This window comes from Erwinia sp. Eh17-17 (assembly GCF_039675725.1).
In the GTDB taxonomy this organism is placed as follows: domain Bacteria; phylum Pseudomonadota; class Gammaproteobacteria; order Enterobacterales; family Enterobacteriaceae; genus Erwinia.
On the sequence record NZ_JBDFQT010000007.1, the window covers coordinates 179,971 to 199,815 of the forward strand.

Genomic DNA, 19,845 nt, shown 5'->3' on the forward strand with positions numbered 1-19,845 from the left:
TGCGTATAATGCAGAATTAAATATCAGGAAGACGGTGGCTACGCCAGGAGAGGATATGGTTGCGGTAAGAAGTGCACATTTGAACACGGCTGGCGAGTTTGCGCTCGACCAATGGATCACCAGTCTGGGGATCTCAAACCAGCAGTCATGTGAACGACTGGCCGAGACCTGGCGCTATTGTGAAGCGACCACCAAAGGTCATCCTGATGCAGCACTGCTGCTGTGGCGCGGCGTGGAGATGGTGGAAATCCTGTCGATGCTCAGCATGGACTGCGAAACGCTGTGCGCCTCGCTACTGTTCCCGCTGGCGGATGCCGGCGTGGTCAGTGAAGCGCTGCTGGAAGAGCAACACGGTAAAGCTATCGTCTCGCTGGTGCACGGCGTGCGCGATATGGACGCCATCCGCCAGTTAAAAGCCACCCACAACGATTCCATGGCCTCCGAGCAGGTGGATAACGTCCGCCGCATGCTGCTGGCGATGGTGGAAGATTTCCGCTGTGTGGTGATCAAACTGGCAGAGCGCATCGCCCACCTGCGCGAAGTGAAAGACGCACCGGAAGATGAACGCGTGCTGGCGGCGAAAGAGTGCACCAACATCTATGCGCCGCTGGCGAACCGGCTGGGTATCGGCCAGTTAAAATGGGAGCTGGAAGACTTCTGCTTCCGCTATCTGCACCCCGACGAATACAAGCGTATTGCCAAACTGCTGCACGAACGCCGCATTGACCGCGAGGACTACATCGACACGTTCGTGCAGTCGCTGCGCACCGAGATCGTCAAAGAGGGTGTTAAGGCAGAAGTGTATGGCCGCCCGAAACATATTTACAGCATCTGGCGCAAGATGCAGAAAAAAGCGCTGGCCTTCGACGAGCTGTTTGACGTGCGCGCCGTGCGTATCGTCGCCGAACGGCTGCAGGACTGCTATGGCGCACTGGGTATCGTACATACGCTGTACCGCCATCTGCCGAGCGAATTTGACGACTATGTAGCCAATCCGAAGCCGAACGGCTATCAGTCCATTCATACCGTGGTGCTGGGGCCGAAGGGTAAAACCGTTGAGATCCAGATCCGTACCCGTCAGATGCATGAAGATGCCGAGCTGGGCGTGGCCGCGCACTGGAAATATAAAGAGGGTGCTGCTGCCGGTGGCAGTGCGCGCGGCGCTTCCGGTCACGAAGGGCGCATTGCATGGCTGCGTAAGCTGATTACCTGGCAGGAGGAGATGGCAGACTCCGGCGAGATGCTCGACGAAGTGCGTAGCCAGGTGTTTGATGACCGGGTGTATGTGTTTACCCCGAAAGGCGACGTGGTGGACCTGCCGGCCGGCTCCACGCCGCTCGATTTTGCCTACCACATTCACAGCGATATCGGCCACCGCTGTATCGGTGCCAAGATTGGCGGGCGCATTGTGCCGTTCACCTATCAGCTGCAGATGGGTGACCAGATTGACATTATTACCCAGAAGCAGCCGAACCCGAGCCGCGACTGGCTGAACCCGAATCTTGGTTATGTCACCACCAGCCGCGGGCGCTCTAAGGTCCACGCCTGGTTCCGCAAGCAGGATCGCGACAAGAATATTATCGCCGGGCGGCAGATCCTCGACAGCGAGCTGAGCCACCTTGACATCAATCTGAAAGATGCCGAGAAGCTGCTGCTGCCGCGCTACAACTTTAACTCGCTGGATGAACTGCTGGCGGCGATTGGCGGCGGCGATATTCGCCTCAATCAGATGAGTAACTTCCTGCAGTCGAAGCTTAACAAGCCAAGCGCCGAGGAAGAAGACCGCGAGGCGCTGCAAAAACTGACGCAGAAAACCTCCAACAGCGTGCCGCGCAGTAAAGAGAGCGGGCGCGTGGTGGTGGAAGGCGTGGGCAATCTGATGCACCACATTGCGCGCTGCTGCCAGCCTATCCCCGGCGACGATATCACCGGGTTTATCACCCAGGGGCGCGGTATCTCCATTCACCGTGCCGACTGTGACCAGCTGGCTGACCTGATGTCTCATGCGCCGGAACGTATTGTTGATGCGGTGTGGGGGGAAACCTATTCCAGCGGGTATTCGCTGGTGGTGCGGGTGACCGCCAACGACCGCAGCGGCCTGCTGCGCGATATCACCACTATTCTGGCAAATGAAAAGGTCAACGTGCTGGGGGTGTCCAGCCACAGCGACACCAAAAAACAGCTGGCGACCATCGATATGGATATTGAGATTTACAATCAGCAGGTGCTGGGACGGGTGATAGCGCGCCTCAATCAGGTGCCGGACATCATCGACGCGAAAAGATTGCACTGACTGATAATAACGGGCTGACCGGAAAAGAAGGTCAGCCCCTACATGTTTCGCGGGGTCAGCCCCTGGATGTGTCGCGGGGTCAGCCCCTGGATGTGTCGCAGGGGCAGCCCCTGAATATACCGTAGGGGCCGATCTTTTTTTCCGATCGGCCCTCATCATTTTAAGGATTTTTTTATGACTTCTCTCGATCGCCTGCTGGGCATCATGAAAACCCTGCGCGATCCGGAAAACGGCTGCCCGTGGGATCGCCAGCAGACCTTTGCCTCCATCGCCCCTTATACCCTTGAAGAAACCTATGAAGTGATCGACGCGATTAACCGTGCTGATTTCGACGACCTGCGTGGTGAGCTTGGTGATCTGCTGTTCCAGGTGGTGTTCTATGCCCAGATGGCGCAGGAAGAGGGCCGCTTTAACTTCGACGATATCTGCAATGCCATCAGCGACAAGCTGGAGCGCCGTCACCCGCATATCTTTGCCGGTGCGCAGGTCAGCGACAGCGCTGAGGTGCTGGTCAACTGGGAGAAGATTAAAAGCGACGAGCGGGCCAGTAAAGCCCAGCACTCGGCGCTCGACGATATCCCGCAGGCGTTACCAGCACTGATGCGCGCCCATAAAATCCAGAAGCGGTGCAGCAGCGTCGGTTTTGACTGGACCACCCTCGGGCCAGTGCTGGACAAAGTGCATGAAGAGATCGATGAGGTGATGCACGAAGCGCAGCAGGCGGTGATTGACCAGGACAAACTGGAAGAAGAAATCGGCGACCTGCTGTTTGCCACGGTCAACCTGTCGCGCCACCTCGGCAGTAAAGCCGAAACCGCACTGCAAAAGGCCAACACCAAGTTTGAACGCCGTTTCCGCCAGGTTGAGCAGATTATCGCGGAGCAGGGAATGGAAATGCAGCAGGCGACGCTTGAACAGATGGAAGCGGCATGGCAGGTGGTAAAATCCCAGGAATAAATGGCTGACACGATTCAACAAAAGTGTGATGTGCGTCAACCTCCTGCGGGCCAGATTCAGGTAATCTCATGGCGGTAAATGCGGTGGTAAGCACACAACCGGAAACGATCAATTGTCGCCACGGGGTGTTTCGGGTATACTATTTTCCCGTCCTGGTTATCCATTCCATCGTCTTTAAACCTACATTCTCAGGTTCAGCATGACAACGAACTATATATTTGTGACCGGCGGGGTCGTTTCCTCTCTGGGTAAAGGCATTGCCGCAGCTTCCCTGGCCGCTATTCTTGAAGCGCGTGGTCTCAACGTGACCATCATGAAGCTGGACCCGTATATCAACGTGGATCCAGGGACCATGAGTCCAACCCAGCACGGTGAAGTTTTCGTCACCGATGACGGGGCGGAAACCGATCTGGATCTCGGCCACTATGAGCGTTTCATCCGTACTAAGATGAGCCGCCGTAACAACTTCACCACAGGTCGTATCTACTCAGAAGTGCTGCGCAAAGAGCGTCGCGGTGACTATCTGGGCGCGACTATTCAGGTGATCCCGCATATTACCAATGCCATTAAAGAACGCATCATCGAAGGTGGCGAAGGCCATGATGTCGTGCTGGTGGAAATTGGTGGCACCGTGGGTGACATCGAATCACTGCCGTTCCTCGAAGCGATTCGCCAGATGGCGGTCGATGTGGGCCGTGAGCACACCATCTATATGCACCTGACCCTGGTGCCGTATATGGCCGCAGCGGGCGAAGTGAAAACCAAGCCAACCCAGCACTCGGTGAAAGAGCTGCTGTCGATCGGTATTCAGCCAGACGTGCTGATCTGCCGTTCTGACCGTGCCGTACCGGCCAACGAACGGGCGAAAATCGCGCTGTTCTGTAACGTGCCGGAAAAAGCGGTTATCTCGCTGAAAGATGTCGACTCCATCTACAAAATTCCCGGCATGCTGAAATCGCAGGGCCTGGATGACTACATCTGTAAGCGCTTCAACCTGAATGCCCCGGAAGCCAATCTGGCCGAATGGGAGCAGGTGATTTACGAAGAAGCCAATCCAGGCGGCGAAGTGACCATCGGGATGGTCGGCAAATATGTCGAACTGCCGGATGCGTACAAGTCGGTGATTGAAGCGCTGAAACACGGTGGCCTGAAAAATCGCGTTACCGTGAATATCAAACTTATCGACTCGCAGGATGTCGAAACCCGTGGTGTTGAAGTGCTGAAGAATCTGGATGCTATCCTTATTCCTGGCGGCTTCGGCTATCGCGGCGTGGAAGGCAAGCTGATGACGGCACAATACGCGCGCGAAAACAACATCCCTTACCTCGGCATTTGCCTGGGGATGCAGGTTGCGCTGATGGAATTTGCCCGCAATGTGGCGCATATGGAAGGGGCGAACTCTACCGAATTCGTACCGGACTGTAAGTACCCGGTAGTGGCGCTGATTACCGAATGGCGCGACGAAGACGGCAACGTCGAACAGCGTTCTGAGCAGAGCGATCTGGGCGGCACCATGCGTCTGGGCAGCCAGCAGTGCCAGCTGACCGAAAACAGCCTGGTGCAGAAGCTGTATGGCTCTGACACCATCGTTGAGCGTCACCGTCATCGTTATGAAGTCAACAATATGCTATTGAAGCAGATTGAAGCGGCCGGTTTACGTGTAGCAGGCCGCTCAGGGGATGACCAGCTGGTGGAGATCATTGAGCTTCCTGATCACCCATGGTTTGTTGCGTGTCAGTTCCACCCGGAATTCACCTCAACACCCCGAGACGGGCACCCGCTGTTCAGCGGCTTTGTAAAAGCCGCCAGTGAGTACCAGAAGCGTTTGGCAAAATAAGTGTTTTCATAACCTCTTGAAACCGTAAGGTTTCGGGGGGTGTGCCTAAGTTTAAGTTAACTTGTACTGAGGAAAAACTAATGTCCAAAATCGTTAAAGTCATCGGTCGCGAAATCATCGACTCCCGTGGAAACCCGACCGTTGAAGCTGAAGTTCACCTGGAAGGCGGCTTTGTAGGTCTGGCAGCAGCGCCATCAGGTGCTTCTACTGGTTCTCGCGAAGCGCTGGAACTGCGTGACGGTGACAAATCTCGTTTCCTGGGTAAAGGCGTTACTAAAGCGGTCGCTGCGGTTAATGGTCCTATCGCTGACGCGGTAACCGGCAAAGATGCAAAAGACCAGGCTAACATCGACAAGATCATGATCGATCTGGACGGTACTGAGAACAAATCACAGTTTGGCGCTAACGCCATTCTGGCGGTTTCTCTGGCTGCGGCTAAAGCAGCAGCAGCGGCTAAAGGTATGCCACTGTACGAGCACATTGCTGAACTGAACGGTACCCCAGGCAAGTTCTCTATGCCACTGCCAATGATGAACATCATCAACGGCGGCGAGCACGCAGACAACAACGTCGACATCCAGGAATTCATGATCCAGCCTGTTGGCGCGAAAACGCTGAAAGAAGCGATTCGTATGGGTTCTGAAGTGTTCCACACTCTGGCGAAAGTGCTGAAGTCTAAAGGCATGGGTACTGCGGTGGGTGACGAAGGTGGCTATGCGCCAAACCTGGGTTCCAACGCCGAAGCACTGGCTGTTATCGCTGAAGCGGTAAAAGAAGCGGGCTACGTTCTGGGTAAAGACATCACCCTGGCGATGGACTGTGCAGCCTCTGAGTTCTACAAAGACGGCAAATATGTGCTGGCAGGCGAGGGCAACAAAGCCTTCACTTCTGAAGAGTTCACTCACTTCCTGGAAGACCTGACCAAACAGTACCCAATCGTTTCTATCGAAGACGGTCTGGACGAATCTGACTGGGCTGGTTTCAAATACCAGACCGAAGTGCTGGGCGACAAAATCCAGCTGGTGGGCGACGACCTGTTCGTGACCAACACCAAGATCCTGAAAGAAGGTATCGATAAAGGCATCGCTAACTCCATCCTGATCAAATTCAACCAGATCGGTTCTCTGACCGAAACTCTGGCTGCGATCAAAATGGCAAAAGACGCGGGTTACACTGCGGTGATCTCTCACCGTTCAGGTGAAACTGAAGATGCGACCATCGCTGACCTGGCGGTAGGTACTGCAGCGGGCCAGATCAAAACCGGTTCTATGAGCCGTTCTGACCGTGTTGCTAAGTACAACCAGCTGATCCGTATTGAAGAAGCGCTGGGCAACCGTGCGCCATTCAACGGCCTGAAAGAAGTTAAAGGTCAGTAAGCTGCTGATTTTCTGAGCCGGTTAACCGGCTGAGGATAATCTGAAAAGCCCCGTCTCAGGACGGGGCTTTTTTATGCTAAATATTTTACTTTCAACAGGTTAACTCCATTTCCTCAATGCGGAAAAGTCCTGGTTCACTGGTTACGGGGCGTTTTCTGCGGTCATATTGTGTAAATTCCTGGTAACTATTTGTAATCAGGATCAGAATTTATGAAATACCGTGCTGATGTTGACGGGCTGCGCGCACTCGCCGTTTTGCCTGTTATCGCTTACCACATGGGGATCGGGGGGATACCCGGTGGCTTTACCGGCGTGGATATCTTCTTTGTCATCTCCGGCTATCTGATCTGCGGCATTATCTTTAACAGCGCGATGGCGGGGAATTTCTCGTACCTCGACTTCTACAAACGTCGCTGTCTGCGTATTCTGCCGCCGCTGTTTGTGGTGCTGCTGGCCACGCTGATATTTGGCTATTATCATCTGCTGCCGGCGCAGTTCACCGACCTGAGCAACAGCGCCCTGGCAGCGCTGCTATCGGCCTCTAATATCTTCTTCTGGAAAACCACCGGCTACTTCGACGGCCCGGCCGATCTCAAGCCGCTGCTGCACACCTGGTCACTGGCGGTGGAAGAGCAGTTCTATATCCTCTTCCCGATTGTGCTGCTGCTGGTGATCCGCCTGTTCCGACATCGCACCACGCAGGTGATGCTGCTGGTGATAGCCGGGTCGCTGCTGCTGAGTGTCTACGGCGTGACGCGCAAACCGACGTTTACCTTCTATATGCTGCCGACCCGAGCCTGGGAAATGGCGCTCGGTGGAATTATTGCCATTGCCGGACTGGAGGCGAAAACTGCCCGTTACAGTACCAACCTAAAGCACGTGATGAGCCTTGCCGGGCTGGGGCTGATCCTGTTTGGTTTCCTCTGGCTGGATACCACCATGCCTTTCCCGGCGTGGAATGCGCTCTATCCCTGCCTGGGAAGCTTCCTGATTATCCTTGCCGGTCAGCAGTCCGTGGTCTCGCGTCTGCTGGCCCTGAAACCGGTAGTGTATATCGGCATGATCTCCTACTGCCTCTATCTGTGGCACTGGCCGATTATCGTCTATGCACGCATGTTCTTTAATTTCGAACCTGGCGTGCGCGAGCTGGTGATCCTGGCCCTGACCTTTACTCTGGCCGTCGCCTCGCGTTACCTGATCGAAATTCCTTTCCGCTATCGTCTGGCCTGGGTTTCGCCGGGGCGCATTGTTACCGCATCGGTGATCGGGCTGGCGGTGATGTCTGCGGGCGCGCTGTATAAAGGGCATATCAGCAACAGCTCCGGGCAGTTCTCTGCACAGGCGCTGACGCTGGCGCAGTACTCGGAATACAGTAAAATGCCGGAGTTCGACTACCAGTACCGTCGCGGTCAGTGTTTTGTTGATGGTAAAAACCAGGAGGATAAACCCTTTGACCGTGAGTTCTGCCTGAAGACGTCTCCGACCGGAAAAAATTACGTGATGATTGGCGACAGCCATGCCGCCCACCTGTGGCGCGCTATCAGCCTGGCAGCGGGGCAGGGCATCAATGTTATTCAGGCGACTTCCGCAGGCTGTAAGCCGCTGTACAGGCAGGATCTGCGCAACCCGTGCACCGACCTGGTTGATTACGTTTATGACCAGTGGATCCCTGAGCATAAAATTGACGGTATCATCATCTCGGCACGCTGGGCGCCGGAAGATATTGCCCCGCTGCGCGCCACGCTCGACCATCTGAAGTCACGCTCTGACAACATCATCGTTATGGGGCCGACCGTGGAATACACCGAAGCGCTGCCGGATCTGCTGGCCTACCAGACCGACGGGCGAAAGGATTTGGTGGCTTCATCGATTAAGAAAGAGATCCGCGGTACCGATGTGCAGATGCGTGAGGCGATGGCCCGCCAGGGGACGCGTTATATCTCGGTGTACTCCATCGTTTGCCCGGATAACGTGTGTCGCGGAATCGCATCGGATGGCCACCCGACCTCGAATGACTACGGTCACTTTACCCTGAGCGGGGCGAAAGACGTGGCGAAGCAGGCGGTTGTGCAGATGCGCGATAACCGGTTTATGTAACTTACCAATACGGGCGGTCAGCGAATGGCCGCCTCCCGCACTTTTGTAATTATTTAAAGTAATGCGCACTTTGTACCGATATTAGCTGTTACCGGGCTAACCCCTTATCGCAGAGTGCGCACCATGCTTAAAAATATAAAAGTTGTCACCAGCATCGTTATTATGCTGATCGTCTTTAGTGCGCTGCTGCTGGTCTCCAGCGCACTTTCGTTTAATGCCATCAGTCAGGACAAAGCCAACTTCACCCGTGCCAGTGTGCTGACTCAGCAGCAGGGACAGCTGAGCGACGCCTGGCAAACGCTGGTTAAAACCCGCGTCACCATTAACCGTGTCGCCATCCGCATTCTGAAAAAGCAGACCGATCCGGCCTCTTTGGCCGCTATCGAAAAACTGCTGGGGCAGGCCACGGAAACGCTGGATGATGCCGGGCAACATTTCGCCCGCTACAAACAATATCCGACGATCGACGGTCAGAATGCCGTGCTGAACGAGGCCATAGCCAGCAGCTATCAGCTGATGTTCGACACCATGAAGCAGTCTATCCAGTTCCTCGGCGCAAATAACTACGAGGCTTACGGCAATCTGGAGGCGCAGAAAGCACAGGACGATCTGGAGAAAAATTACGAAAGCTGGCGTGAACAGAACAACAATCTGCTGGCGCTGGGCGTGACCGACAATCAGGAAGGTTACAACCACATGGTGTGGACGCTGGGGGCGGTGGTGCTGGTATTACTGCTGCTGGTGGCGCTGGTCTGGGTGGTGATTAAGCGCGTTCTGCTGACGCCGCTGAAACAGCTGCTGACCCATATTCAGCGCATCGCCGCCGGTGACCTTTCTGAAACGCTGGTGGTCGATGGCCGCAGTGAGATGGGGCTGCTGGCCAGTAATCTGACGCAGATGCAGCAGTCGCTGATTGCCACCGTGGGCAATGTGCGTGACAGTTCGAATGCTATCTACACTGGCGCGAGCGAAATCTCGCAGGGCAACAACGATCTCTCTTCGCGCACCGAACAGCAGGCCGCGTCGCTGGAACAGACCGCCGCCAGTATGGAAGAGCTGACCGCTACGGTGAAACAGAACGCCGAGAATGCCCGTCAGGCCACACAGCTGGCAAAAAATGCCTCTGAGACCGCGTCGAAAGGCGGCCGGGTGGTGGATGGCGTGGTGAAAACCATGCAGGAGATCGCCGGCAGCTCGAAAAAGATTGCCGATATTACCAGCGTGATTGACGGTATTGCCTTCCAGACCAACATCCTGGCGCTGAATGCGGCGGTGGAAGCGGCGCGGGCCGGCGAGCAGGGACGGGGCTTTGCGGTGGTAGCGGGTGAGGTGCGTAATCTTGCCCAGCGCAGCGCACAGGCAGCAAAAGAGATCAAAACGCTGATTGATGATTCCGTTAACCGCGTTGACGCCGGTTCCCGGCAGGTGGGTACGGCAGGTGAGACCATGGCGGATATCGTCAGCGCCGTGGTGCGCGTCACCGATATCATGGGGGAAATCTCCTCGGCTTCGGACGAGCAGAGCCGTGGCATTGACCAGATTGGCCTGGCGGTCACCGAGATGGACCGGGTAACGCAGCAGAACGCCGCGCTGGTTCAGGAGTCTGCGGCCGCTTCGGCATCGCTGGAAGAGCAGGCCAGCCTGCTGTCTCAGGCGGTTGCGGTGTTTAAAATTGGCCCACAAAAGGCACTGACCGCGCTGGTTCCGGCGGCGATGGCACTGAAAACGCCGCGTCTGTCCGCGCCGCGTAAAGCCACCGTGGCGGACGAAGGCAACTGGGAAACGTTTTAACCCAGGCTACCGGCGCTGACCGCCACCTTAACCGGGGCGGTCAACGGCGCGGCAACGATCGGCACGCTTTGTTTGGTCTTATCCTGCCAATCTGCCATAATCTGCGCCCGTTATTTAGCCATCAGTCGAGATGTTAATGCAGTACCCGATAAATGAAATGTTCCAGACGTTGCAGGGCGAAGGTCTTTATACCGGCGTACCGGCAATTTTTATCCGCTTGCAGGGATGCCCGGTGGGCTGCAGTTGGTGTGATACCAAACATACCTGGGATAAGCTGGCCGATCGGGAGACCTCGCTGGGAGATATTCTGCTGAAAACCGTGGAAACCGATGCCTGGGGCGCGGCCGATGCGCAAGCCTTAATCGCGGTGATCCAGCGACATGGCTGGACGGCGAAGCATATTGTCATCACCGGCGGAGAGCCGTGCATTCACGATCTGACGCCGCTGACCGCAGCGCTTTCGCAGCACGGTTTCGGCTGCCAGATTGAAACCAGCGGCACCCATGAGGTGCGCTGTACCCCGGAAACCTGGGTTACGGTATCGCCCAAGGTCAATATGCGCGGCGGCTATGACGTGCTGAACCAGGCGCTGGTGCGGGCTGATGAGGTCAAGCATCCGGTGGCGCGTCAGCGCGATGTCGATGCGCTGGACGACCTGCTGGCGACGCTCAGTGATGATAAGGCGCGGATCATTGCGTTGCAGCCAATCAGTCAGAAGGATGACGCGACGAAGCTGTGCATTGAGACCTGTATTGCGCGCAACTGGCGGCTGTCGATGCAGACGCACAAGTATCTGAATATCGCCTGAAGACCCTGTCATCGGGGCGACCGCAAAAGAAGGTCGACCCCGACCGATCGTGCCGCAACAACAGGCAAATCGATTCTGTGCAAATACCTCAAAGGTCGCCCTGTGCGACCTTTTATCCGCTTACTGCGGCCACTTCATCTCGCCTTTCAGCACTTTTGCACTCAGTTCCAGGCTCGATGCGTCCTTCAGTGCCGGATACCGGGTCTTCATCGCCGCCGTATAGCTGGCAGCATCTTTACTCTCTGCCAGCACCGTTTCTGCGGTTTTCAGATACTGCTGAGTGAAGTTAACCGACGCCAGCGTCTCGGCGGCGCCCGGCAGGAAGTGCCCCGGCACCACGCGCACCGGTTTCAGTGCGTGAATCGCTTCCAGCTTCTGCTGCCACGCTGAACGTTCCTCAGCGTGCTGGGCATCGGCCATCCAGACGTGGATATTATTGCCATACACCACCACGCCGCCCATGACGGTCTTCAGCGCGGGCACCCACAGATACGTATTCTGCGGCTGCGGGCCATCAATGCCTTTCACCTCAATGGTTTCACCATCGACCCTGAAACTGTTGCCGGTTAATACCTCAGGCACCACCAGCGACTGTGGCGCATTAGCGCCCATTTTCGGCCCCCAGAACGCCAGCTTGCCGTCTTTCGACTGCTTAATCAGATCGACCGTGGCCGCTGTGGCGAGAATTTTTGCCTGCGGGAAGGCGCGCTGAATAGTATCCAGCCCGAAGTAGAAGTCCGGATCGGACTGACTGATAAATACCGTGGTGAGCGTCTTACCGGTGGCTTTAATACGCTTTACCAGCGCTTCTGCATCATTACGCTGGAACTGAGCGTCAATCAGCACCACCTCATGCGGGCCGGAAATAATCTCGCTGGAAACCGCAAACATACTGGCTTCACCCGGATTGTAGACCTCCATTTTCAGTGTTTCAGCGGCGTAAAGCGGTGCGCTGGCGGCAAAGGCCAGCAGTAACGTCAGACGGGTTTTCATGATGGGCTACCTGATAACGGGAAAGAGAGCAGTGTAGGTTGCAAAATCCACCAGATAAACCGACTATCAGGCAACAGATTGTTGCATAAAACGGACATATTATGGATCGACTGACCGCAGCGACGGTTTTTATCACCATTGTGCAACGCGGCAGCCTGTCGGCGGCGGCGGAAACGCTGGGCATGTCGCGGGCAATGGTGACCCGCCACCTCAACCAGATGGAGAGCTGGTCCGGGGCGCGACTGCTGCACCGCAGCACGCGGCGTCTTAGCCTGACGCCCGCCGGGGAACACGCGCTGGCGCGCTGTCAGCAGATGATGACGCTGGCTGCTGAGATTGAGCAAAGTAACCAGCCGGAGGGCGAGGCGCTGTCTGGCCTGCTGCGCGTCTCCTGTGCGCTGTCGCTGGGGCAGAGCGTACTGATGGCGGCACTGACGGCCTTTCAGCTGCGTTACCCCAGGGTGCGCATTGACCTGCATATCAGCAATCAGCGGGTTAACCTGGTGGAAGAGCGCATCGATCTGGCTTTGCGCATTACCGCCCAGCTGGAACCCAATCTGATTGCCCGCCCGCTACATACCTGCCATTCGGCGCTCTGTGCCGCACCGGACTATCTGGCACGCGCGGGAACGCCACTTGTCCCACAGGATCTGATACGGCACAACTGCCTGGCCTATTCGCATTTCGGTAAAAGCCTGTGGCATTTCACCCGTGGGGAAGAGAAAGAGGCCGTGGCCGTCAGCGGCAACCTGAGCGGCAATGATTCCGTTATGCTGCTGGCGGCCACGCTGGCAGGGGCCGGGGTTTCAATGCAGCCGGTTTACAGCGTACGATCTTTACTGGCCAGCGGTGAGCTGGTGGCGCTGCTGCCGGACTATCAGCTGGATGAGCTGGGGCTGTATGCGATTTACACCTCGCGCCAGTACCAGTCACCGCGCCTGCGCGCCCTGCTGGATTTCCTGGTGGAGTGGTTTAGCGGAGAAGAAGCGGGTCGGTTGCTGAGCGGAGCTAATCAGGCGCCGTGAAGAGTGGCTCCGCAGGGGGTTACCCTGCGGAGTTTGACAACGACGGGTTATTTCGACACGTCAGCGGCAAAGTAGTGCTGAGAAATGCGCTGATAGGTTCCGTCGTTTTTAAGCTCGGTCAAAGCCTTGTCAATAGCGGCCTTCAGCTCCGGGTTTCCTTTACGCAGCAGGATCCCCGAATGCTCGGCTTCGCTCTGGGTGGCGGCAATTTTGACTTTTGCTTCCGGTCTGTGCTTTTTGAAGTCGAGATACGAAAGGTTATCGTTGATCGTGGCATCGGCACGACCGCTGGCGACCAGATCCACCGACTGATTAAAACCGTCGGTGCCGACGATTTCTGCGCCATAGCTGCGCGCCAGCTGAGCAAAGTTGCTGGTCAGCGTATGGGCAGATTTTTTACCTTTCAGGTCCTCAAAAGACTTAATGGTGGTGTTGTCGCTGCGCACAATCAGCACGCCTTTAGAGGCAATATACGGCTCAGAGAAGTCAAACTTCTGCTGACGTTCCGGCGTGATCGAGACCTGGTTAATCACCGCGTCGTAGCGCTTCGCATCCAGACCGGCGATCAGACCGTCCCATTTGCCCTCAACAAATTCAGCTTTCACCTTGAGACGTTTCGCCACTTCACGACCGATCTCAACATCAAAACCGGTCAACGCGCCGGATGCATCGTGGTAGGTAAACGGAGGATAGGTGCCTTCCGTACCGATTTTCAGTACGCCTGCCGACTGAATTTTGGCGAGGTCCGTTTCTGCCAGCGCCGCAGAAGAGAAGCCAAACTGAATCAGTCCAGCCAGTAACAACGTCGTCATCGTTTTCATGTCATAACTCCTGAATGCGGTCTGTGAAGGGGTCTTAAATTATATTTCCCATGAATCGGGCAAAGTGTCGGTCAGGGTAGAAATAAAGGCTTTGGTTCTGGGCTTCTCTGCGCGGGTGAACAGGGCGTGGGACGTTCCCGACTCCACGATCTCTCCCGCTTCCAGAAACACCACGTTATTAGCAATATTGGCTGCCAGGCGCAGGTCGTGCGTGGCCATCAGCATGGTCATGCCTTCTTTTGCCAGCTGCCTGAGCACTGCCACCACTTCCAGAGACAGTTCCGGGTCCAGTGCCGACGTCGGTTCATCGCACAGCAGCACCTTCGGGGAAGGGGCCAGCGCGCGGGCAATCGCCACGCGCTGCTGCTGACCACCGGACAGATTGGCTGGCCAGGCGTCGCGCTTGTGGGACATGCCGACTTTTTCCAGCAGTGCTTCTGCTCGCTGGCGGGCCTGAGCGCGGGTCTGCTTATGCACGGTGACCAGCCCTTCCATAATGTTTTCCAACACCGTTAAGTGGGGAAACAGCTGGAAGTTTTGAAACACCATGCCGGTTTGCTGGCAGATGCGACGAATATCTTTGCGGCTGACGCGGGGGCTGCCGGAGAAGGCTATCCGTTCAGTGCCAATCGTCAGTTCCCCCGCCTGGGGGATTTCCAGCAGATTGATGCAGCGTAACAGCGTACTTTTTCCACTGCCGGAAGGGCCGATCAGCGCGGTCACACTGCCTTCACTAATGGTCAGGTTAATATTCTTTAATACCGGGTTACCATCAAACTGTTTTTCAATTCCGGATAATTTGATCATTATCTCTTTCCTTTACCGTGCTGTTATTCGCCAGCTTATTTTCCAGTCGCGTCTGTAATGCCGATAATACAGAGCTAATCAGCAAGTAAATAATGGCGGCCTCGGTATATAAAATTAATGGCTGATACGTTACCGCCGCAATACGCTGCGCGGCGAGGAACATTTCAGGCACGGTAATCACCGATGCCAGCGAGGTATCTTTAACCAGTGAGATAAACGTATTGGACAGCGGCGGAATGGCAGTACGCGCTGCCTGAGGAATAATAATCCGTCGCAGCGCCTGAGCCCAGCTCATGCTGATAGAGTGGGCGGCTTCCCACTGGCCCTTAGGTACGGAGAGCAGCGTGGCGCGGATCACTTCCGAAGTATAAGCGCCGATATTCAGCGTAAAACCGATTACTGCTGCCGGGAAGGCATCCAGGGTAATCCCTACGCCCGGCAGAGCGTAAAAAATAAGGAACAGCTGCACCAGTAACGGCGTACCGCGAATAAGCCAGACATAGAAGCGAACGATATATTGTAATGGCTTTGGCCCATATAGCCGCGCCAGGGCAACAATAAAGCCCAGCGATAAACCAAGAGCAAAAGAAATGAGCGTTAATGGAATGGTAAAGGTCACGCCGGCATAAAGCATCGGCCAGAATGAATCCACTGCTAACGTCAACCATGCTGGCATTTTACACCTGTCCTGGAGCAATCTTATTGATATTTTATGATGTGTCGAGAGAATATCACGGGGCAGAAAAAGGCGCTTATATCTTGAAATGCTAGTTTAGAGTCTTTTGGAATATGCTGTTAAGAGAATGGTTTAGGCTAATTAGTCAGGATAAAAATGCAGGCCCGTTGAGGGTAACGGACCTGTCGGACGGTTAACCGCGATAGACGCAGCCAGCGGTACAGGTTTCTTTTACCAGCACGGCGCTCAGCAGCGGCAGCACTGGCTTCATCTGCTGCCAGATCCACTCTGCCAGCACTTCGCTGGTGGGATTCTCCAGGCCCGGAATATCATTCAGATAATAGTGATCCAGACGGTCATAGACGGGTTTGAATGCCGCTTTGATCTCGGAAAAATCCATCACCCAGCCGGTATGAGCATCCACTTCGCCGGTAATTTCCAGACGAACCATAAAGGAGTGCCCGTGCAGGCGGCCGCATTTGTGCCCTGCAGGCACATTGGGTAAATGGTGCGCGGCTTCGAATTGAAAATCTTTAAACAGCGTTGTGGCCATAGTGACAGTCTCAGTCTTTATCAACAAAACCGCCGCAGGATACCGGAAAACGGCTTTTTTCGCACCCGTTTCCCGGCTCAGGGCAATAAGCGCAAGCACCTTAAAATAGTGTGTATTTTAACTCATTGAAAGTTATAGCAATAATCAATCTGTTTTGCTGCTAAGGCTTACCCGAAAAACCGCTTAGTCATTTTGGTTATTAATTATTTCCAACCCTTATTTAAGGGTTATTATGCTTGCCCTTACCCTGTTGTTAATAGATCTCTGACTGTGGAATTTTCAACGCAATGACGACTCAGGCACCCTCTAACATGCTTCCGTTAAATCCGGACCAGCTTGCCCGCTTGCAGGCAGCCACCGGGGATTACACTCCCACCCAGCTGGCGTGGCTTTCCGGTTATTTCTGGGGCATGGTTAATCAGGCTCCGGGCGCGGCCGTGGCCAGCGCTCCGGCGGCGGTTGAGGTGCCCACGGTAACGATTCTCTCTGCATCACAAACCGGTAACGCGCGTCGTCTGTCTGAGCAGCTGCGTGACGACCTGCTGGCGGTGAAGCTGAACGTTAACCTGGTGAATGCCGGGGACTACAAGTTTAAGCAGATTGGTCAGGAAAAACTGCTGGTGGTGGTGACATCAACGCAGGGCGAGGGTGAACCACCGGAAGAAGCGGTGGCGCTGCACAAATTCCTGATGTCGAAGAAAGCGCCAAAAATGGACGGCAGCGCGTTTGCAGTGTTTGGCCTGGGCGACACCTCCTATGAATTCTTCAGCCAGGCGGGCAAAGATTTCGACCACAAGCTGGCAGAGCTCGGCGGTGAACGTCTGCTGGAGCGCGTGGACGCCGACGTAGACTATGCCGCACAGGCCGAAGCCTGGCGCAGGCAGGTGGTCGATATCCTCAAGGCGCGCGTGCCGGATGCCAGCGCCAGCCAGGTGGCTGCGGCGACGACGGGCAGCGTGAATGAGATCCACACCAGCCCATACAGCAAAGAATCCCCGCTGACCGCCAGTTTCGCCGTTAACCAGAAAATCACCGGCCGTGATTCAGACAAAGACGTGCGCCACATCGAAATTGACCTCGGCGATTCCGGGCTGCGCTATCAGCCTGGCGATGCGCTGGGCGTGTGGTTCGAGAACGATCCGCTGCTGGTGAAAGAGCTGCTGGAGCTGCTGTGGCTGAAAGGGGATGAGCCAGTCAACGTTGACGGTGCCACGCTGCCGCTGGCTGAAGCCCTGCAAAAACATTACGAACTGACGGTAAATACCCCGCAGATTGTCGAGCAATATGCCAGACTTTCCCGTAATGAAGCGCTGCTGGCGCAGACGCAGGATAAAGCCAGACTTCAGCATTACGCGCAGAACACGCCGATTGTTGATATGGCGCGCTATGCGCCGACCGAGCTGAATGCCGAACAGCTGACCGGCCTGCTGCGCCCGCTGACGCCGCGTCTTTACTCTATCGCCTCTTCACAGGCCGAGAATGAAAACGAAGTGCATATTACCGTGGGCGCGGTGCGCTATGAGATTGAAGGGCGTGCCCGTGCCGGTGGCGCTTCCAGCTATCTGGCCGACCGCCTGGAAGAGGACGCAGAGATCCGCGTCTTTATCGAGCATAACGATAATTTCCGTCTGCCTGCCAGTCCGGATGCGCCGGTGATCATGATTGGTCCCGGGACCGGCATCGCGCCGTTCCGCGCCTTTATGCAGCAGCGCGATGCTGAAGGTGCGGCGGGCAAAAACTGGCTGTTCTTTGGTAACCCGCACTTTACCGAGGACTTCCTCTATCAGGTTGAGTGGCAGCGCTACGTCAAAGACGGCCTGCTGACCCATATCGACCTGGCCTGGTCGCGCGATCAGGCGCACAAAGTGTACGTACAGGATAAAATCCGCGCCAGAGGGGCGGAGCTGTGGCGCTGGATCGAGGAGGGTGCGCACATTTACGTCTGTGGCGATGCGAACCGCATGGCGAAAGACGTTGAGCAGGCATTACTGGAAGTGGTAGCTGAATTTGGTGCAATGGATACCGAATCGGCCGATGAATTTTTGAGTGAGCTGCGCATTGAGCGCCGTTATCAGCGAGATGTGTACTAATGAGCAATGAAAAATATCCTGGACCCTTGGTGGTTGAAGGCAAGCTGGTTGACGCCGAGCGCCTGAAAAAAGAGAGCAACTACCTGCGCGGCGGCATTGCCGAAGATCTGAATGATGGCCTCACCGGCGGCTTCAACGGCGATAACTTCCTGCTGATCCGTTTCCACGGCATGTACCAGCAGGATGACCGCGATATTCGCGCTGAACGTGCCGAACAGAAGCTGGATGCACGCCACGCGATGATGCTGCGCTGCCGTCTGCCGGGCGGCATCATGACGCCGACTCAGTGGCTAGCGATTGATAAATTTGCCGCTGACAACACCATTTACGGCAGTATTCGTCTGACCAATCGGCAGACCTTCCAGTTTCACGGCATTCTGAAAGGCAACGTGAAACCGGCCCATCAGATGCTGCACGAAGTCGGGCTGGATGCGCTGGCAACGGCCAACGACGTCAACCGTAACGTGCTTTGCAGCTCAAACCCGATTGAGTCTGAACTGCATCAGGAAGCGTACGAGTGGGCGAAAAAACTGTCGGAGCATCTGCTGCCGCAGACCCGCGCCTACGCCGAGATCTGGCTGGATCAGGAAAAGGTCGCCACCACCGATGTGGAGCCGATCCTCGGTGAAACCTATCTGCCGCGTAAGTTTAAAACCACCGTGGTGGTGCCGCCGCATAATGACGTTGACCTGCACGCCAACGACCTGAACTTTATTGCGATTGCCGAGAACGGCAAGCTGGTGGGCTTTAACCTGCTGGTAGGTGGCGGTCTGTCTATCGACCACGGCAATAAAGCCACCTATGCGCGCACCGCGACGGAGTTCGGCTATCTGCCGGTTGAGAAGATCCTCGACGTCGCGGCCGCTGTGGTGACCACCCAGCGCGACTGGGGTAACCGCACCGACCGTAAAAATGCCAAAACCAAATACACCCTGGAGCGCGTTGGCCCGGATGTGTTTAAGGCCGAGGTGGAACGTCGCGCCGGGATCGTCTTTGAGCCGACACGGCATTACGAATTTACCACCCGTGGCGATCGCTTCGGCTGGGTGAAAGGCATTGATAACAAATGGCACCTGACGCTGTTTATTGAGAACGGCCGTATTCTTGATTATCCTGGCCGCCCGCTGAAAACCGGCCTGGCTGAAATTGCGAAAATCCACCAGGGTGACTTCCGCTTAACCGCCAACCAGAACCTGATTGTCGCGGGTGTGCCGGAGTCAGAGAAAGAGAAGATTGAACAGCTGGCGGTCACGCACGGCCTGATGGAAAACGTCAGCCACCAGCGTGAGAACTCAATGGCCTGCGTGGCCTTCCCGACCTGCCCGCTGGCGATGGCAGAGGCCGAACGCTTCCTGCCGGAGTTTGTCACCCGCGTGGAAGGCATCATGACCGCACACGGCGTGGGCGATGAGCACATTGTCCTGCGCGTCACCGGCTGCCCTAACGGCTGTGGTCGTGCGCTGCTGGCTGAGGTCGGCCTGGTGGGGAAAGCGCCGGGACGTTACAACCTGCATCTGGGCGGTAACCGCATAGGCACACGTATCCCGCGTATGTACAGCGAAAACATCAATGAAGAGCAGATCCTGGCGACCCTTGATGAACTGATTGGCCGTTGGTCGAAAGAGCGTGAGGCGGATGAAGGCTTCGGTGATTTCACTATTCGTGCCGGTATCGTCAGACCGGTGCTCGACCCGGCCCGTGACTTCTGGGAATGATGGAGG

General features: G+C 55.9%; 15 protein-coding genes. 10 read left to right on the forward strand and 5 right to left on the reverse strand.

The genetic code is table 11. The annotated features are described in order from the left end of the window. Positions 1 to 55 precede the first annotated feature (55 nt). From relA to queE, 7 genes are all read left to right on the forward strand, one after another. Positions 56 to 2,293, forward strand: a complete 2,238-nt coding sequence (gene relA, locus ABEH87_RS17540) for a GTP diphosphokinase (protein WP_346578168.1) — start codon at positions 56 to 58, stop codon at positions 2,291 to 2,293. Positions 2,294 to 2,467: 174 nt separating this feature from the next. After that, positions 2,468 to 3,250, forward strand: coding sequence for a nucleoside triphosphate pyrophosphohydrolase (mazG, locus tag ABEH87_RS17545; RefSeq protein WP_346578169.1), 783 nt, complete (start codon positions 2,468 to 2,470; stop codon positions 3,248 to 3,250). Positions 3,251 to 3,449: 199 nt separating this feature from the next. Further along, entirely contained in the window at positions 3,450 to 5,087 is a 1,638-nt protein-coding gene (gene pyrG / locus ABEH87_RS17550) for a CTP synthase (glutamine hydrolyzing) (protein WP_346578170.1), read from the forward strand. Positions 5,088 to 5,167: 80 nt separating this feature from the next. Next, positions 5,168 to 6,463, forward strand: a complete 1,296-nt coding sequence (gene eno, locus ABEH87_RS17555; protein ID WP_346578172.1) for a phosphopyruvate hydratase — start codon at positions 5,168 to 5,170, stop codon at positions 6,461 to 6,463. A 210-nt stretch (positions 6,464 to 6,673) separates the two neighbouring features. Further along, positions 6,674 to 8,560 (forward strand): acyltransferase family protein, encoded by a 1,887-nt coding sequence (locus tag ABEH87_RS17560; protein WP_346578174.1) that lies wholly within the window; start codon positions 6,674 to 6,676, stop codon positions 8,558 to 8,560. A 123-nt stretch (positions 8,561 to 8,683) separates the two neighbouring features. Beyond that, positions 8,684 to 10,351, forward strand: a complete 1,668-nt coding sequence (locus ABEH87_RS17565; RefSeq protein ID WP_346578176.1) for a methyl-accepting chemotaxis protein — start codon at positions 8,684 to 8,686, stop codon at positions 10,349 to 10,351. Positions 10,352 to 10,487: 136 nt separating this feature from the next. Further along, a complete protein-coding gene (gene queE / locus ABEH87_RS17570) occupies positions 10,488 to 11,159 on the forward strand; it encodes a 7-carboxy-7-deazaguanine synthase QueE (protein ID WP_346578177.1) in 672 nt (223 codons plus the stop codon). Between the two features lie 120 nt (positions 11,160 to 11,279). Here the strand turns inward: queE and ABEH87_RS17575 are convergent, their stop codons facing one another. Next, positions 11,280 to 12,152: an MBL fold metallo-hydrolase gene (locus ABEH87_RS17575; protein ID WP_346578179.1), complete on the reverse strand. Its 873-nt coding sequence runs from the start codon at positions 12,150 to 12,152 to the stop codon at positions 11,280 to 11,282. A 101-nt stretch (positions 12,153 to 12,253) separates the two neighbouring features. Here ABEH87_RS17575 and ABEH87_RS17580 point away from each other — a divergent pair, with 101 nt between their 5' ends. Further along, positions 12,254 to 13,177 (forward strand): LysR family transcriptional regulator, encoded by a 924-nt coding sequence (locus ABEH87_RS17580; RefSeq protein ID WP_346578181.1) that lies wholly within the window; start codon positions 12,254 to 12,256, stop codon positions 13,175 to 13,177. A 47-nt stretch (positions 13,178 to 13,224) separates the two neighbouring features. On the opposite strand, the gene ABEH87_RS17585 is transcribed toward ABEH87_RS17580, so the two are convergent. The 4 genes from ABEH87_RS17585 to queD form a co-directional block, all read right to left on the reverse strand. After that, on the reverse strand, positions 13,225 to 13,998 hold the full coding sequence (locus tag ABEH87_RS17585; RefSeq protein ID WP_346578183.1) for an amino acid ABC transporter substrate-binding protein: 774 nt from the start codon (positions 13,996 to 13,998) through the stop codon (positions 13,225 to 13,227). Between the two features lie 39 nt (positions 13,999 to 14,037). Beyond that, complete coding sequence (locus tag ABEH87_RS17590) at positions 14,038 to 14,805, reverse strand: amino acid ABC transporter ATP-binding protein (RefSeq protein ID WP_346578185.1); 768 nt, start codon at positions 14,803 to 14,805, stop codon at positions 14,038 to 14,040. Continuing rightward, a complete protein-coding gene (locus ABEH87_RS17595; protein ID WP_346578187.1) occupies positions 14,783 to 15,481 on the reverse strand; it encodes an amino acid ABC transporter permease in 699 nt (232 codons plus the stop codon). The genes ABEH87_RS17590 and ABEH87_RS17595 overlap by 23 nt, the downstream gene beginning before the upstream one ends. Positions 15,482 to 15,674: 193 nt before the next feature. Then, positions 15,675 to 16,034, reverse strand: a complete 360-nt coding sequence (gene queD, locus ABEH87_RS17600) for a 6-carboxytetrahydropterin synthase QueD (RefSeq protein WP_133846039.1) — start codon at positions 16,032 to 16,034, stop codon at positions 15,675 to 15,677. Between the two features lie 287 nt (positions 16,035 to 16,321). On the opposite strand from queD, the gene cysJ reads away from it, so the two are divergent. Beyond that, on the forward strand, positions 16,322 to 18,124 hold the full coding sequence (cysJ, locus tag ABEH87_RS17605; protein WP_346578189.1) for an NADPH-dependent assimilatory sulfite reductase flavoprotein subunit: 1,803 nt from the start codon (positions 16,322 to 16,324) through the stop codon (positions 18,122 to 18,124). Beyond that, complete coding sequence (gene cysI / locus ABEH87_RS17610; protein ID WP_346578191.1) at positions 18,124 to 19,839, forward strand: assimilatory sulfite reductase (NADPH) hemoprotein subunit; 1,716 nt, start codon at positions 18,124 to 18,126, stop codon at positions 19,837 to 19,839. The genes cysJ and cysI overlap by 1 nt, the downstream gene beginning before the upstream one ends. Positions 19,840 to 19,845: the final 6 nt, after the last annotated feature.